The following is a 15522-nucleotide window of genomic DNA, read 5'->3' as shown; positions in this document are numbered from 1 at the left end:
CTCCGCTGCCTCCGTCTTTGTTGCATCATCCCATTTCATGACATCACCCCCAAAAAGAGAGTTGGACCCGGAACTTTCATTCCGGGTCCAACTTTAGGGGCGCGGTCCAGTCTGGGAGCCCTTCTGTTGTTCTGACGTGTGGGGATAGCGCTCTAGAGAATGTAGGCTGTCTCAGCGTGCTCGGTGATGTCGAGGCCGGCGACTTCGGCATCCGGCGTCGCACGCAAGCCGATGGTGGCGTCGATGAGCTTGAGCAGCCCGAACGTCATCACGAACGAGAACCCTGCCGAGACTACGATGCCGATGATTTCTGCAAGCAGGAGCTTGGGATTGCCGTTCAGCAGACCATTGGCCCCCGCGCTGTTGACCGCAGTCGTCGCGAGCAGACCGGTGAGCAGCATGCCGGTCACCCCGCCGAAGCCGTGAACACCCAGAACGTCGAGCGCGTCGTCGTAGCCCAGACGCGGCTTGAGGCTCACGCCGATGAAGCACACAGCCCCCACCACGAGGCCGATGAGGATCGCTGCCATCGGCCCGACGAAACCGGCAGAAGGCGTGATGCCGACAAGACCCGCGACCGCGCCGGATGCCGCGCCCAGCGAAGTCGGCCTACCGACACGCCAATACTCCATGAGCAGCCACGAGATCATGCCGGCCGCCGCGGCGAAGTGAGTATTCAGGAATGCGGTCGCCGCAAGATCACCCGACGAAAGTGCCGCCCCGCCGTTGAAGCCGAACCAGCCAAACCACAGGATTCCCGCACCGAGCAGCGTCATCGGCAGATTGTGTGGGTGGTAGGCCTCGGCGCCGTGGCCTCGGCGCTTTCCGATCACGAGCACACAGGCCAGTGCTGCTGCAGCCGATGACAGGTGGATCACGGTCTCGCCCGCGAAGTCGATGACGCCCAGCCTGCCGAGCCACCCGCCACCCCACACCCAGTGCGCGAGCGGGCTGTAGACCAGAAGCGTCCAGCCGCAGATCAGCGCGATCCACGCCGGGAACTTCATGCGCTCGGCGAAAGCGCCGCTGATGAGCGCGGGTGCAATGATCGCGAACATGCACTGGTAGGCGACGAAGACGGCCGCGGGCACCGTTGGCGCCCAGTGCGAGATCGCGCCGGTGATCCCGCGCATGCCAGCGAAATCCAGGCCGCCGATGATGCCGAAATGATCCGGACCGAACGCAAGCGTGTAGCCCAGAAGAGCCCACAGGATCGACACGACGCCCATGCAGATCAGACTGTACATGATTGTGGAAAGCACGTTCTTGGAGCGCACCATGCCGCCGTAGAACAGCGCGAGGCCGGGAGTCATGAAGAGCACCATCGCCGAGGATGCGAGCATCCAGGCAGTATCGGCAGGGTTGATTGCGGGCATGGCTGTCCCTCTCTTGGCGCTCGAACGCGCACATTGGACCGTCGGCAGGCGAGCTACGGATCAAGTGTATTTCGGTAATGTTTCGGAAGCGTTTCCGCGCAACGCAGCACCTTCCGCTAGAGTTTTTGTATCTCGATCGATCGCCGCAGGTGTTGCACTCGGAGAGAGCGAGCTTTGCATGACCCTTTCAGACAGAGTGTTTTCGCGAGTCGTTCTCGGCACGATCGCACCGGTGTGTCTGTTGCTGACCGGCTGGTGGGGATCGTTCGGGCTGCTCGGCGAGAGCGCGATCATCGGACCTGCCGCGGCTGGCGGGCTGGCGCTGGGTATCCTGCTCGACGCGACCGTGCTGCGCAAGCGGCTCGACTCTCTGTTCGACCTCGGACTTCCCGCCCTGAGCGCGCTGGCCCTCTTCTACTCGGTGATGATCTACGGGTTCTTCATGGGATTCCCCGTGTTCAACATCATTGTCGGTCTCGCGGGAGGACACGTGATCGGCCGTCGGGCGGCGCAGAAGCATCTGCCCGCTGAGCGCACCAGCCGAGACACCCGGCGCGTCGCGGTCACCGCGACTTCGATCCTTGCGGCGCTGTGTGTAGCGACGGCGTGGATGGCCCTGAACGAACCGACGATGGGCTCCGAGTTGAGAGGGATGCTGGGCCTGCCGTTCGAGGTCACGTGGCCGATGATCTACGCGATCATCATCGTAGGCGGAGCGGTGCTGTTGGCCGCTCAGTACGGCGGGACGATTCTCACGGCAAGACGGGCGGCTCCGAGGGGTTAGAGCCGAACAGCCTACATGAACAGCGCCACCGCGCAGTAGACGAGCAGAGCCGCCATCACCCAGGAGACGGCCTTGCCGTTGCCCGAGAGAAAACGCTCGAACACCGAGCCGAAAGCCGCCCAACTGCTCGTCGAGATGAAGCTCATGCCAGCCATGAACAGACAGAACCCCGCGAGCACAACGGGCGACTTGTAGTACGGCACCAAGAACGTTGACGCGGCGGTGATGCCGTACAGGATCGCTTTGGGGTTCAGGAACTGCAGCAGCGCTCCGGAAAGAAACGTGTTTGTCGCACCAAGACCCTGCTCGGCGTGAGGAGATGCGGTCGCCGTCTTGTACGCAAGCCAGAGGATGTAGGCCGCGCCGACGACCGTCATGAACGGCTTGATGCTGGGCAACACGCTGTAGAGCGTGAGCGAGAAGGCGCATGAAAGCACCATCAAGACGAAAAACCCCGCGAAGACGCCGGAAGTGAACCTCAGGCTCTTGCGAAAGCCGAAGCGGCTCGCATTCGACATGGACATGATGTTGTTGGGGCCGGGCGTGAACGTCGTGAGCAACACGTACGACAGGAACGCGAGTGTGTTGGGCATTGCGCGATCCTCTCGGCTGTTAGGGGGTCGTGCGGTATAGTAATACATATCGTGCGGTATATTGTCCAACTGGAGGCTCACGTGGAGAATCTGAATCAGCTGATCGGCGACAACCTCAAAGGGATCAGAGCCGACAAGAACCTGAGCCTGGACAATGTCGCGAAGCTCTCAGGCGTGAGCAAGAGCATGCTGGGCCAGATCGAACGCGGCGAGGTGAACCCCACCATCTCGATCCTGTGGCGCATCGCCAATGGACTCAAGATCTCGTTCACATCGCTGGTAAGCCGTCCGCGCGAGGACTCCGAGATCGTCCGGCGTGACGACGTCGAACCGCTCATCGAGAACGCAGGAAGCGTCCGCAACTACCCGGTGTTCCCTTTCGACGCCGAGAGGGGCTTTGAGATGTACTCGCTCGAAGTCGATCCGGGAGGCTACCTGCAAGCCGATGCGCACCCCACGGGCACGGAGGAGTTCATCTCGGTTTTCACCGGCACGCTATCGCTGCGCGTTGCCGACGACGAGCACGTGCTGGGTGCGGGAGACTCGATCCGCTTCAGAGCCGACGTGCCGCATGCGTACCATAACCCGGGCGAGTCGGAACTCCGGTTGGCAATGGTCATTCACTACCCGCGCTGACGGCGGTTCGCCTTCTGACGGCGCTTGGTCGTCCGTAACGCGATGAGGCCCATCGCCACCAGCGGTACAAGGAATGCGGCGAGAAAAATCGCGATCGCGGTGAAACCGACCCCGGCAGTCGGATTGTCGAGCTGCTGAGATTGCAGGTACCCCGATGACAGGCCGAGCACCACGACGCCGGCTATGTAGATCGCGACCCCCGACCACAACGCGCGCTTTCCGCCGCTGCGGACGCACGCTCGCAAGAGAAACCACAAGCCGACCAGCGCGAGGCCAAGCCCTAGGATCCAGCGAGCCGAAGTGCCGCCGATCCACGTCGGGAGCAGCCCAAGCTCAAATGCAAAGCCAAGACCGAACGCGATGCTTAGGCCGACGACCACAAGTATGGGAGCGCCTAGGCCAAGGGCAATCCCCGGTATGAGCCACTTCCTGGTTCCGGCCATCGTCTGGCTCCTTCCCTCGGCGCGGTCACGCTTCCATCATAGGCAACCGCGGGCGCTCGGGCGACTGCATGCGCCCAGCCAAGAGCAATCTCGTCTCGGCAAACGAAGCGGCTCCGTCCTCAAGGGACGAAGCCGCCGTTTGCTTCTTGTGGTGCGGGTGAAAGGAGTTGAACCTTCACGGGGTTGCCCCCACATGGACCTGAACCATGCGCGTCTGCCATTCCGCCACACCCGCGTAGCGCGTACGTGATGGTATCACCGCAGGTTGAGGCGGGCAACAGCAAGAGGGGAAAGATGCCGCCGATTCAGCAAGAACCTACTGGAATTGGGCGACGTCGACGTCTGAGACCGGGTACTGCCGCCCGTCGCTATCCTCGAAGTGCCACCACTCGGTCGTGATCGTGACGAAGCCGCTGGCCTTCATCGCGTTTCGAAGTACGTCGAGATTCGCTTTGGCCTGCGCGGACATGTTTGGATTGCTCGGGCTGGCTTTGTCGGTGAAGTCGTCGAACTCCGATGGCATTACGACGGTGTCTCCATTCAGGTCGACCAGGGTCACGTCGACCGCACAACCGCGGTTGTGCACTGATCCTCCGGTAGCGGGGTTGGCGACGTAGTTGGCGTCCGGCTTGATGCTCCAGAAGATCTTCTGCACGGAAAGCGGCCGATACGCATCCCATATCTTCAGGCGATATCCCATCTTCGCGAGCTCCGCGTTGGCTTTGGCGAGCTTCTCGGCGGTTGCGAACCGCAGAACGCATATGGCTGTCGGGTAGACCTTCTGGTGTGTGAAGTTGTCGGTCGTGGCGTACTTGAGATCGATGACGAGGGTGCTGTCCAGATCGGTCACCCTGACGAAGCCATCGATGACCTTCGGAGTGACGGTAACAGGCGGCAGCACCGTGATCTCAGGGAGAGGAGTGATCGTCGGGGTCGCCGAACCCGTCGGGGACACGCTGCCCGAGACCGCGCCCACGCTGTCCTGGGACTTGACGGTCGCTGGCTTTGCCGAGCACGAGCACAGCGCGAGACAGAAGACAGGCACGAGGATGGCGAGAACCATCTTCCTCATTGTGCTGCCCATGCACCATCACCTGCCGTCTTCAGTGAAGCATTACTGCGGTTACAGCCGCTGACCCCTTCGCCGATGTCAGACAGCGAGCCAACACGCCTCCCGCATCGTATCATGCGTCTCACCGCCGGGAGCATGGTGTTCTACCCGGTTTCGCGCTCTAATGGTGCCAAGTCTCCGTCCGACCGACCCGGGGAAAGCCGTTGAAGTCCGTAGCGAGGATCACATCCCTCCTTGTGAGGCACAAGCTGGCAGTTGGGCTCAGCCTGCTGGCCCTGCTCGTCATCGGGATCGGCGCAGTGGGCCTAACTCGCTCCCTGCAGGACCGGGACGGTTCCGGTGCACCTGCCGCATCCGCATCTTCCGGCGAGCAAGCCCAGCAGCCGAGCCAGCCCGCCTCCTCGACCGAATCGTCTCCCGTTGCTCCGCCCGGCGACCCAACTCTGCCCGCCTCGCAGGACCCGGCTCCTCCCGCTTCGGCGACCGGAAAGGCGTTCTATGGATCCGCCTTCGACGGCAGCAGCCAAGTGATCGTCGTCACGGCCTCCAGGTTGAACACTACCCGTGCGATCTTGACCGCATATCAGAAGTCCGGCGAGAACTGGACCAGCGTCCTGTCGGTTGATGCGGTTGTCGGCAAGTATGGGCTCGTGTACGACAAGGACCGCATCGAAGGAGGCATGCAGACACCCATCGGCCTCTACAGCCTGCTCTACGCTTTTGGAGTCTCGCCGAATCCCAGCACGAATCAGGGCACGTCATTGCCCTACAGGGTGATCGGCGATAACACCTACTACGACGGGCAGTATGACTCTCCCACGTTCAACACCTTGGTCGAAGGCAAGCCCGCGAACAATGAATATGAATACATGTACAAGGTGACCGCCTACCGATACGGCATCGATCTTGGCTTCAACCTCGAACAGGTACCTGGCAAAGGAAACGCGATCTTCCTCCACTGCAATTCCGGTTCCGGCTACACGGCAGGATGCGTGAGCGTCAGTTCGGCCAACATGGTATGGCTTCTGCAATGGCTGGACCGCAACCAGGAACCCAAGATCCTCATCTGCTTAGACAGTGAACTGCAAGGCTTCTACCACTAGAAGGAAGTGGCGCCGAGAAGTCGCCGACCCGCGCCATCAACAATTCCTCCATAGGTAAGGCACGATCTGCCCACGCCCCGGACACGAGTCGTCCACCGGGATGATGCACGATGGTCTTACCTCTTCTCTTCTCTCTCCTGGTTTACACGAAAGCCCGCTCGGCAGAAGCGGGCTTTCGTGTGTCTTGGGGCAACTGCCTTCGCGCTGGCTACTGCTCCGCCGCGCGAATCGGCTCCAGGGTAGACTCCTCGTTCTTCCCGGGTTTCACCAGCAGCGCCAGCAGCGCACCGATCGCCAGCACGATCGAGGCCAGCCGAAACGCCTTGCGCAGCGCCGAGACAAACGACTCGCTCGCAGCACTGGCAAGGCTCTTGCCCATCAGAGCGAAGTTCTTCGCTATGTCGTTGCCCACCGCGGTGCCAAACGCAGTGAACGCAGCTGCGTCGACCGGCATGCCCCCACCTGACGCTCCCATCTTCTGCATCACCGGGGTCAGCGCCTCCATCATTGACGCGCCGTCGAGGGAACCCCCCGTCGCCGCAGCCGCGACCACGGCGTCGGCGATTGGCTGCTGCATCGCAGCCGGAAGCGTCTCGTTTGCGGCATCACGTATGGCGCCTTCGATGAGCGGGAGCATGGCTGCCGTAGGCACTTGGCTCCTCAGCGTCGCTTCGTCGAACCCGGTGCCCCCCATGCCTGAGCTACTGTTCTCCACAACCTGCGTCACGTAGGGTATAGCCGCCGTGGGCAATGCCTGCACCGAGGGCAACGCCTTCACCATATTGGATGCCATCGCTGTGCTGAAGACCGCGCCGAGCACGGCGACGCCAAAGACGCCACCTATCGCACGCATCGTCGACAACACCCCCGAAGCGGCTCCCTCCTCGCCTTTCGGCGCAACAGCCATGACCGCGCTTGTCATCGGCGCCATCACGAGTCCCATGCCGACGCCGGCCAACACAAGCGGCAGTATCAACCACTGCCACCCATCGCCTGCCGACAGAAACGACAGCCAGAAGACCGACACGGCGGCGGTAAGCATCCCTGCGAACATCAGCCAGCGCGAGCCGATCCGGTCCGACAGGCGGCCGGCCATCGGCGCCGCGACCAGAATCGCAGCGCTCATGGGCGTCATCGCCAGGCCGGTGGCCCGAGCGGTGTAGCCGAGTTGCGCCTGCAGATACATCGGCACGAGAAAGAACAACCCCATCATGCCGAACATCAGCACGGCCCCGGAAGCGCTGCCCGCCGAGAACCCTCGGTTGCGGAACAGGCGCAGGTCGATGATGGGCTCCTTGGCGCGGCGCTCCCACGCAAGGAACAGCATGAGAACCACGGCGGCCAAGCCGAAGTAGCTCAGAGTGCGTGCGTCTCCCCAGCCGACCTTGGGACCCTCGATGAGGCCATAGCACAGCGAGGCCAACACGCCGACCGACAGGGCAGCGCCGAGCCAATCCACCTTGTGTGAACGATTGTCCTTAGATTCGGGAATCGCCCACAGGGCAAACGGGATCGCGATGAGCACAATCGGCAGATTGATGAAGAAGATATAGCGCCACGAAAATGCATCGGTCAGCACGCCACCAAGCAGTGGACCCGCGGCGGTCGCGGCGCCGCTGACAGCCCCCCAGATGCCCATCGCCATGCCGCGCTGATGCGGCGGGAAGCTCGCCGCCGTCAGTGACAACGTCGCCGGGACCATGAACGCGCCACCTAATGCCTGCAATACCCGCGCGGCGATCAATATCGCCGGCGTTGCAGCCAGCCCGCACATGAGCGACCCCGTGCCGAAGACAAGAAGTCCGGTCACGAAGAATCTCTTGCGGCCGAACATGTCACCCAAGCGCCCAAAGGTGACCAGCATGGAGGCGAACACAAGGGTGTACGCATTGAGAACCCACTCGGCATCCGAGAAGCTCGCACCGATGCCTTTGGTGATCGATTGGATCGAAACGTTCACGACCGTCGCGTCCAGCATGACCATGAACAGGGCCATGCAGACGGCAACAAGCACCCACCACTTGCGAGCGTAGGGATCGGAAGACACGGACTTGGACATGGTCACGCGGAAACCTCCTGATTGAAGTCCGAGGCCGAGGCCTCGATGAGCGCACGGTGCATCCGAATCAGATCCTTGAGTTCCTGCTCCGAGAGCACCCCGACGTATCTCCTCAGGTACTCCCGCTCTCCGTCTTCTACGCGGTCGAGCGCGTCTCGACCGTCTTCGGTGATACGTACGCGGACCACCCGGCGGTCGGATGCGTCCGACAGCCTCTCGATGAAGCCCCGCCGCTCGAGCTGGTCCACGAGTGCCGAGACAGCGGGTGCTTTGACGTCGAGCAGCGCTGCCAAGTCCGACATCTTCGTTGCGCCATGCCCTTGGAGCATCTTTGCGAGAAGTGCTTGCGTGGGCGTCAGCTCAAGATTCTCAGCAATGGCCAGATGTCGCCGAGCGAATACGCGCGCCAGCATGATGATCGTCGCATCCATCTCGGCAAGAAGGCCATCACTTATTTCGCTCTCTGAATTATTCATGGCTCGAACTTTATACTGAGCTGCAGCGACAATCAAGAGCAACCACGCCACTTTCCTCTTCCTCGGCTAGAATGACTGTGGAGCTTCCGGGCCCAAGGACCGATGGGGAGAAGCGTGGAACAGCAGCTGATCTTGGACCGCTATCGGCCGCTTGGCGAACTCGGCGAAGGGGGATTTGGTAGCGTCGCCCTCGCGTGGGACACGCGCATCCAACGCCGCGTCGCCATCAAGCGCATCCCGCTGCCGCTCGACGTGGCCGGCAACCCCGACCGCCACCCGCCCGGCTTGGCCGAGGCGCGCACGGCAGCGATGCTCAACCACCCGTCGATTGTCACGGTCTACGATTTCGCGACCGACGCCAACGAGGCGTTCATCATCATGGAGCATGTCGACGGCGCACCCCTCGACACCGTGCTCGCCGAGCTGGGCGGCTCTCTCACGCTCGACGAAACTGCGACCATCGTCGAGAGCGTAGGCAAAGCGCTCGCCTTCGCGCACTCAAACGGCGTGCTGCACCTCGATATCAAACCTGCCAACGTGCTCGTGACACTCGACGGGCGCATCAAGGTCGCGGACTTCGGCGTCTCGGCGCTGTCCTCGGCTGTGGGTCACAAGGGCGGAGGCGGAGGAACGCTCGGCCACATGCCGCTCGAGCAGCTCGACAGCGAACCGGTCGACGAGACGACGGACGAGTGGGCGCTCGCCGCCCTAGTGTACGAATGCGTCTGCGGCACCAACCCCTTCGACGCCGCAACGGTCGCCGAGGCTGCGGCCCGCCTTGAGCGGCCCATCGCTCCGCCATCGACGTTCGACCGCAGTGTGCCTTCTGCCGTCGACCTCATCCTGCTCGCGGCGCTCGACGTCAGTCCCGACGAGCGCTATCCGGCGATCGTCGACTTCACCGGCGCCCTGCTCCCCCACCTCGGAGATCCGGCTGCCGGTCGCGAATCGCTCGCCGAGTTGGTGGAGTCGCTCGTCACCGAGGCCGAACCCGCCGAGGATGAGGACGCCGACATCGCGGCGCTCGGCCTGTGGGACCGCCTCCGCGGCCGCACCGGACAGCTGCTGCTGCGCGCGATTGCAGCGACGGAGTCCGGCTGGCTCGCGTGGGCCGGGTTGTCGGCGTTTCCACTCGAGAACGCCCCTCGCGCCGCCGCGATCGCGCTCGTCGCGCTCGTAGCCGTGCTGGCTCCGTCTCTCGGCGCAGGTGTAGCGTTGCTGGCCTTCGCCGCCGGGCTGTTCGCACGCGGCTTGTCGCTCTTGGGTGCCGCATTCGTCGTCGTGGGCGCCGCGTGGTGGTGGCTCTCCGGCCGCAAGAGTGCCGGCGCGGCAGTGCTCCCCGCGGCCTCGCCGCTTCTCGGCATCGCGCGCATACCGCTCGCATTGCCGCTGCTGGCGGGCTTCGCACTCCCGCCGCTGTCCGCCGCGGTCACCGGGCTGGCGGGCGGGCTGCTCGGCGTGCTGGCTTCGGCAGCGTCCGGCGGGGGCGTCGCACAGGCGCCGTACGTCGGAGTAGGCGCGAAGCTGTTGACGGATCCGGCTGCGGCCTCCGCACTGGGGGCCAACGTTGCCGCCGCGTTCACCTCCCCTGCGACCTGGATTGCGATCGCGTCGTGGCCCCTTGCTGCGCTCGCGATGTCGCTCTTCGCGCGCCGCAGCTCGCGAGCAGCAGCAAGCATCGGTGCCGCCTTGGGAGCGGGCATCCTCGTCGGCGGGTATGGACTCGCGCGTGTTGCGGCGTCCGCGCAGCATGGCGCAGGGTTGTGGCTTGGCGACGCTTTCGCGCTCTCTCTAGCCGGCTCACTTATACTTGTGTATCTGGTCATCGCCCTTGGCGCACCGGTTCGGGGCGAACAAGAGTACGCAGACCTTTCTGCCGCGGAGCAAGACGAGTAGTGGGAAGCTAAAAATGAGCATCCTCTCAGACTTCGAAGATCGCGCCGGCCGCATCGTAGAGGGCGGCTTCGCCCGCATGTTCCGCTCGCCCGTGCAACCGGCCGAGCTGGCCCACAAGCTGGGACGCGAGATGGATCGCAGCAAGGTCGTTGGTATCGGCAGGGTCTACGCTCCAACAATGTACAGCGTGCTACTCTCCCAGCCCGACGATGCTCGGCTGGGCGGATTCGCAGCCACACTCGCAGGAGAACTCGAAACCTATCTGGTGGGCTACGCGCGTGAGCGTTCCTACACGCTGGCGGCTCGGCCCATCGTGCGCTTCCTGGTGGACGATCAACTCAAGCTGGGACGCGTCGAGGTCATCGGCGAGCTGCTGTCGCCGGAGGAACTGGCACAAGAACGCGGAGTGCCCGCGGGGGCCGAAGCCCACTCGGACCCGGTCATCGTCAGTGCCACGCCTGGGCCTGCCCCTGCCGCCGTCGCAGAGCACCCGGCCCGAGTCACCGTCGGCGAAGCGGGCGACGTCGCCCTGCTCGGCGACCGGATGATCGTGGGCAGGACGGCAACGTGCGACATCACGCTCGCCGACAAGAACGTCTCGCGCGAGCATGCGGCCTTCGTGCGCGAGGGTGACGGCTGGGCGATTGAGGATCTCGGCTCCACGAACGGAACGACGCTCAACGGCCGCAGCGTCGAGAGCGCTCGCCTGCACGACGCCGACGTGGTGGCCATCGGTGTCACGACGCTCGTCTACCACGAACCGACCGGTAGCGCCCTCGGTCGGCCGCTCGGCGACTGGCCGACCGCATGATCGACATCGTGCTCTTCGCGGGTCGGCTGCTGTTGCTCGCGTTGCTCTATCTCTTCCTCGTGGCGGCCGTGAAGACGGGCATCGGGCTGGTGGCCGGTCAGCGCACCAAGGGCCGTGGAGCCTGGACGATCACCGTCGTGCAGGGTCCGAAGGAACTCATGGGCGTCAAGGTCGGCGTCAACGGCCCTATAGTCATCGGCAGGTCGCCCGGCGCCGACATTGTGATCGGCGATGACTTCGTCTCAGGCAAGCACGCGCGCGTTTCTCCCTCCGGCGACGGTGCAGTGCTCGAGGACCTCGGCTCCACCAACGGCACCGTCTTGAACGGCCAGCGCATCAGCGTGCCCTCGACGCTCGGTTTGGGTGACTCGATTGACATCGGCAGCGTGCGGATGAAAGTGGGCCGCTCGTGACAGCCGCCCGAACCAAACAGAACTGGGCCGCACTCACCGATATCGGCCGCGTGCGCAGCCACAACGAGGACAGCGTTCTGGCGCAGCCGCCCCTCTTCGTGGTCGCCGACGGGCTCGGCGGACACGAGGCCGGCGAGGTCGCCAGCTCCATCGCCGTGCAGATGCTGCGAGACCACGCGCCGCGACGCGCCGACTCAAAAGCGCTCGCCCGCGCGGTCCGGCTGGCCAACCGCGAGGTGATCCGCTCGGCTCGCGAAGGACACGGACGCGCCGGCATGGGCACCACCATGACCGCCGCGATCATCGAGGGCGCTCACATCGCGATCGCGCAGGTGGGCGACTCGCGCGCGTACCTGCTGCACGCCGGCCACCTCGACCGCATCACCGAGGACCACTCGATGGTGGCCGACCTCATTCGCCGAGGGCAGCTCACGGAGGCCGAGGCGCGCTACCACCCCAACCGCAGTGTGATCACGCGCGCGCTGGGAACCGACGCGAACATGACCGCCGACACCTTCGACATCGACGCTGCTGCCGGTGATCGTCTCCTGCTGTGCTCCGACGGCCTCACCGGCATGCTGGAAGACGCCGGAATCGCCGAGATCCTCAGCACCTATCACGACCCCGGGGCCGCAGCGCACGCCCTCATCGACGCCGCCAACAACGCCGGAGGACACGACAACATCTCCGTCGCCATCGTCGATATCGCCGCGGATGGCGTGGTCCAGGGCTCCGACGTCAACGCCGCCGGAGCGCGCAAGGGCCGAGGCTGGCTGGCCGCAATCGGCTGGCTCATCCTCTTCGCCATCATCGTTGGGGGCGTCTCGTTCGCCAGCTACCGTGTCGCCAGCTCACGCGCCTATCTCATCGCCGAGAACGGCGTCGTCGCGGTATACCGCGGCGTTCCCGGCTCATTCGCCGGCATAAGACTCTCCTGGCCTTCGCAGGTCACGACCATCGGCGTCGACTCGCTGCCGACTGCGACCGCACAGCGCCTGCGCGACGGCGTCCAGGTCGACAGTCTCGGCGCCGCACTCGAACTTGCAGACACCTACCGCGACCAAGCCGCGAAGCCAACTCCCTAGGGAACCCGCAGTATGCGCTCACGCCGTACGACCGAACTGCTTCTCCTGCTTGCGGCAACGCCGCCGGTGCTGCTGGCGTTCGCTCTGATCTACGCCCAGCGCCTCGGTACATTCGGCTTCTCCAGCCTCGCCGTGCCCGGTGCCCTGCTGGTCGCGTTTCTGATCGCGCACCTCACGGTTCGCCGGTTCGCCAAGAACGCCGATCCCGGCCTTCTGCCTGTGGCGTTCCTCTTGTCGGGTGTCGGCCTTGCTGTGGTCACCCGCCTCGACGCCTCATTGGCCGCAAGCCAAGTGGTGTGGCTGTTCGTCGGCGTGGGGGCGCTTGCCGGAACACTGGTGCTGGTGCCCTCGCTCGAGCGACTCGCAAGGTACAAGTACACGATCATGATCGCCGGCATCGTGCTGCTGCTTCTGCCCGCTTTCATCGGCCAGGAGATCAACGGCGCCAAACTCTGGATCCATTTTGCTGGGATGTCGTTCCAGCCGGGCGAAATCGCCAAGGTGCTCATCGTCCTCTTTCTGGCCGCCTACCTCTCCGAGCACCGTGAGATGCTGTCCGTATCCACCCGCAGAATCTGGGGCGTGCGGATACCCGAACTCAGGACTTTGGCGCCTCTGCTCGCAATGTGGGCTGTTTCGCTCATAGTCCTTGTGTTCGAGCGAGACCTTGGGTCGTCGCTGCTGTTCTTCCTGACCTTCCTGACCATGCTCTACACCGCTACGGGGCGGCCGCTCTACGTGGTTGTGGGGCTCGCCCTCTTCAGTGGGGGTGCCACCGGCGCCTACTATGCGTTCGGGCACGTGCGTGCACGAGTCGACATATGGCTGCACCCGTTCGCCGATGCGGCAGGCAAGGGCTACCAGCTCGTGCAGTCGTTGTTCGCGCTCTCAGCCGGAGGCCTCTCCGGCGTGGGACTGGGAGAGGGGCTGCCCACGCGCATCCCGTTCGTGGCCACCGACTTTGTGTTCTCGGCCATCGGCGAGGAACTGGGGTTGCTCGGCGGCGCTGCGATCGTGCTGTGCTTCCTGGTGTTCGCGATCCGCGGGCTGGCGACGGCGTCGCGCGCCAAGACCGACATGGCCGCGTTCACGGCGGCGGGCTTGGTGGCCGCAATCGTGTTGCAGGCATTCGTCATCATCGGCGGGGTATCGAAGCTGATTCCGCTCACGGGCGTCACGCTGCCCTTCATCAGCTATGGCGGCTCATCTCTGTTGTCGAGCTTCATCGCATTGGGACTGTTGCTGCGCGCCGGCGACGAGGGCACGGGCACACAGACCGAGATGCAGATGACCTCCACCGACCTCGGAGTGCTGGGGCGCCTCGCGCTGGGCAAACGCCTGACGCGCGTGGCGGGCGTCATTGCGCTGCTACTTGCGGCGCTGATCGTCAACCTCACATGGGTGCAGGTGATCGACGCTCGCGCGCTCAACAACCACGTCGCCAACACGCGCAACCTCGCCAAGGAAGCCAAGCAGGCGCGCGGCTCCATCATCACCCGCGACGGCGTGGTGCTGGCGCAGTCCGTCGCCAATCCCGACGGCACATACACGCGTGTCTACCCCGCGGGCAACTTGGCGGCGCACATCGTCGGCTACTACAGCACCCGCTACGGCCGAAGCGGCATCGAGGCCGCCGAGAACGATGTGCTCGCCGGCGGACAAAGCTCATTTGCGACGTGGGGCGACGTCTTCAACGCGGCCTTGGGCCGTCCTGTCGCCGGAAGCGATGTGGTGCTCACCATCGACAGCCGCGTTCAGGCGGCGGCGCAAGGAGCGCTTGAGGGCAAGACGGGTGCCTGCGTCGTGCTCGACCCGCGCAACGGCGCTGTGCTCGCATCGGCATCGAGCCCGACATACTCCCCCGGCACCGTCGACGCGAACTGGGCCTCGCTCAACGCGACCGGTACGACGGCCCTGCTCGACCGCGCTCGACTGTCGCTCTATCCGCCGGGATCCACATTCAAGGTGGTGACGCTGACGGGTGCGTTCTCTAAGGGAGTTGCCACGCCGGACTCCGTCTTCTCCGGCCCCGGGACACTCGTCATCGGCGGTGCGCCGGTCACCAACTTCGAGAGCGGCTCCTACGGCGACCTCGATCTGACGACGGCAACGATGAAGTCAGTCAACACCGTCTTTGCGCAGCTAGCTGTGAAGTTGGGCGCATCCGCGCTCGTCAAGCAGTCACAGAGCTTCGGCTTTGGCAAGTCGGTGCCGTTCGAGCTTCCGGTAGCCACCTCGCTCATGCCCGATCCGACGCAGATGACCACGTGGGAGACCGCATGGGCGGGCGTGGGGCAGCCGGTCGGTGAGCACTCGAGCCCGGCCGGGCCGCAGACGACGGTCCTGCAGATGGCGCTGGTCTCGGCGAGCATCGCAAACGGCGGCACCGCCATGGCGCCACACGTCGTCGGCGCTGTCAACGACAACCTCGGCCGGCAGATCTCGGCGACCACAGCCAAGACGTTCACTACAGCTACCGACGCCAACACTGCGGCGCAGGTCTCGGCGATCATGCAGAAGGTCGTCGCGGCCGGTTCCGGAAGCCACGCGCAGGTTGCGGGCGTCAATGTCGCCGGCAAGACCGGCACCGCCGAGGTGGGCGCGGACGCCCCGACCAATGCGTGGTTCATCGCCTTCGCCCCTGCCGAGAACCCCACGGTGGCTATCGCGATCATGATCGAAGGCGGAGGCGTGGGCGGTCAGGTGGCGGCACCGCTGGCGAAAGCCGTGCTGGAGACTGCCTTAGCCGCGCAGGTAGGACACTAATTCAAGGCC

Annotated in this window: 14 protein-coding genes and 1 tRNA gene; 8 read left to right on the top strand and 7 right to left on the bottom strand. The window is 64.4% G+C overall.

Annotated features, from left to right (window positions below):
* Positions 1-152: 152 nt before the first annotated feature.
* Positions 153-1367: an ammonium transporter gene (locus tag HGA39_08995; GenBank protein NTW29479.1), complete on the bottom strand. Its 1215-nt coding sequence runs from the start codon at positions 1365-1367 to the stop codon at positions 153-155.
* Positions 1368-1554: 187 nt separating this feature from the next.
* On the opposite strand from HGA39_08995, the gene HGA39_08990 reads away from it, so the two are divergent.
* Positions 1555-2160: a hypothetical protein gene (locus HGA39_08990; GenBank protein NTW29478.1), complete on the top strand. Its 606-nt coding sequence runs from the start codon at positions 1555-1557 to the stop codon at positions 2158-2160.
* Positions 2161-2171: 11 nt separating this feature from the next.
* On the opposite strand, the gene HGA39_08985 is transcribed toward HGA39_08990, so the two are convergent.
* On the bottom strand, positions 2172-2753 hold the full coding sequence (locus HGA39_08985) for a LysE family transporter (GenBank protein NTW29477.1): 582 nt from the start codon (positions 2751-2753) through the stop codon (positions 2172-2174).
* An 81-nt stretch (positions 2754-2834) separates the two neighbouring features.
* Between HGA39_08985 and HGA39_08980 the strand changes: the two genes are divergently transcribed.
* Entirely contained in the window at positions 2835-3389 is a 555-nt protein-coding gene (locus tag HGA39_08980; protein NTW29476.1) for a helix-turn-helix domain-containing protein, read from the top strand.
* Here the strand turns inward: HGA39_08980 and HGA39_08975 are convergent.
* The 3 genes from HGA39_08975 to HGA39_08965 all read right to left on the bottom strand — a co-directional run bounded on the left by HGA39_08975 (position 3377) and on the right by HGA39_08965 (position 4916).
* Positions 3377-3832 (bottom strand): hypothetical protein, encoded by a 456-nt coding sequence (locus HGA39_08975; GenBank protein ID NTW29475.1) that lies wholly within the window; start codon positions 3830-3832, stop codon positions 3377-3379. The two genes, HGA39_08980 and HGA39_08975, sit on opposite strands and share 13 nt — an antisense overlap.
* Positions 3833-3981: 149 nt before the next feature.
* Positions 3982-4067 (bottom strand) — tRNA-Leu (locus HGA39_08970).
* Positions 4068-4148: 81 nt separating this feature from the next.
* Positions 4149-4916: a M15 family metallopeptidase gene (locus HGA39_08965; protein NTW29474.1), complete on the bottom strand. Its 768-nt coding sequence runs from the start codon at positions 4914-4916 to the stop codon at positions 4149-4151.
* Positions 4917-5107: 191 nt separating this feature from the next.
* Here HGA39_08965 and HGA39_08960 point away from each other — a divergent pair, with 191 nt between their 5' ends.
* The gene (locus tag HGA39_08960; GenBank protein ID NTW29473.1) at positions 5108-6007 is read left to right on the top strand and encodes a L,D-transpeptidase family protein; all 900 of its coding nucleotides are present in this window, start codon (positions 5108-5110) and stop codon (positions 6005-6007) included.
* A gap of 208 nt (positions 6008-6215) precedes the next feature.
* Here the strand turns inward: HGA39_08960 and HGA39_08955 are convergent, their stop codons facing one another.
* Both HGA39_08955 and HGA39_08950 read right to left on the bottom strand, forming a co-directional pair.
* The gene (locus HGA39_08955; GenBank protein ID NTW29472.1) at positions 6216-8072 is read right to left on the bottom strand and encodes an MFS transporter; all 1857 of its coding nucleotides are present in this window, start codon (positions 8070-8072) and stop codon (positions 6216-6218) included.
* Positions 8069-8542, bottom strand: a complete 474-nt coding sequence (locus tag HGA39_08950; GenBank protein NTW29471.1) for a MarR family transcriptional regulator — start codon at positions 8540-8542, stop codon at positions 8069-8071. The genes HGA39_08955 and HGA39_08950 overlap by 4 nt, the downstream gene beginning before the upstream one ends.
* Before the next feature lie 114 nt (positions 8543-8656).
* On the opposite strand from HGA39_08950, the gene HGA39_08945 reads away from it, so the two are divergent.
* From HGA39_08945 to HGA39_08925, 5 genes are read left to right on the top strand one after another with little or no spacing between them, the layout of a single operon-like run.
* Positions 8657-10438 carry a serine/threonine protein kinase gene (locus tag HGA39_08945; protein NTW29470.1) on the top strand — a complete coding sequence of 594 codons (1782 nt, stop codon included), beginning with the start codon at positions 8657-8659 and terminating at the stop codon, positions 10436-10438.
* 13 nt (positions 10439-10451) lie between these two features.
* Positions 10452-11249 (top strand): DUF3662 domain-containing protein, encoded by a 798-nt coding sequence (locus tag HGA39_08940; GenBank protein ID NTW29469.1) that lies wholly within the window; start codon positions 10452-10454, stop codon positions 11247-11249.
* Positions 11246-11662, top strand: a complete 417-nt coding sequence (locus HGA39_08935; GenBank protein ID NTW29468.1) for an FHA domain-containing protein — start codon at positions 11246-11248, stop codon at positions 11660-11662. Before HGA39_08940 ends, HGA39_08935 begins: the two co-directional genes overlap by 4 nt.
* Positions 11659-12747, top strand: a complete 1089-nt coding sequence (locus HGA39_08930) for a Stp1/IreP family PP2C-type Ser/Thr phosphatase (protein ID NTW29467.1) — start codon at positions 11659-11661, stop codon at positions 12745-12747. The genes HGA39_08935 and HGA39_08930 overlap by 4 nt, the downstream gene beginning before the upstream one ends.
* A gap of 12 nt (positions 12748-12759) precedes the next feature.
* A complete protein-coding gene (locus tag HGA39_08925; protein ID NTW29466.1) occupies positions 12760-15513 on the top strand; it encodes an FtsW/RodA/SpoVE family cell cycle protein in 2754 nt (917 codons plus the stop codon).
* Positions 15514-15522 lie beyond the last annotated feature (9 nt).

Source organism: Coriobacteriia bacterium, assembly GCA_013336165.1.
GTDB lineage: Bacteria > Actinomycetota > Coriobacteriia > Anaerosomatales > JAAXUF01 > JAAXUF01.
The sequence above is the reverse complement of the archived record's forward strand: the minus strand, read 5'-3'. Positions and strand labels throughout refer to the sequence as shown.

Excerpts from the sequence above, each read along its gene's own strand:
- HGA39_08990 (NTW29478.1), top strand. The coding sequence starts at position 1,555 with ATGACCCTTTCAGACAGAGTGTTTTCGCGAGTCGTTCTCGGCACGATC.
- HGA39_08985 (NTW29477.1), bottom strand. The coding sequence starts at position 2,753 with ATGCCCAACACACTCGCGTTCCTGTCGTACGTGTTGCTCACGACGTTC.
- HGA39_08975 (NTW29475.1), bottom strand. The coding sequence starts at position 3,832 with ATGGCCGGAACCAGGAAGTGGCTCATACCGGGGATTGCCCTTGGCCTA.
- HGA39_08965 (NTW29474.1), bottom strand. The coding sequence starts at position 4,916 with ATGGGCAGCACAATGAGGAAGATGGTTCTCGCCATCCTCGTGCCTGTC.
- HGA39_08950 (NTW29471.1), bottom strand. The coding sequence starts at position 8,542 with ATGAATAATTCAGAGAGCGAAATAAGTGATGGCCTTCTTGCCGAGATG.
- HGA39_08940 (NTW29469.1), top strand. The coding sequence starts at position 10,452 with ATGAGCATCCTCTCAGACTTCGAAGATCGCGCCGGCCGCATCGTAGAG.
- HGA39_08935 (NTW29468.1), top strand. The coding sequence starts at position 11,246 with ATGATCGACATCGTGCTCTTCGCGGGTCGGCTGCTGTTGCTCGCGTTG.
- HGA39_08925 (NTW29466.1), top strand. The coding sequence starts at position 12,760 with ATGCGCTCACGCCGTACGACCGAACTGCTTCTCCTGCTTGCGGCAACG.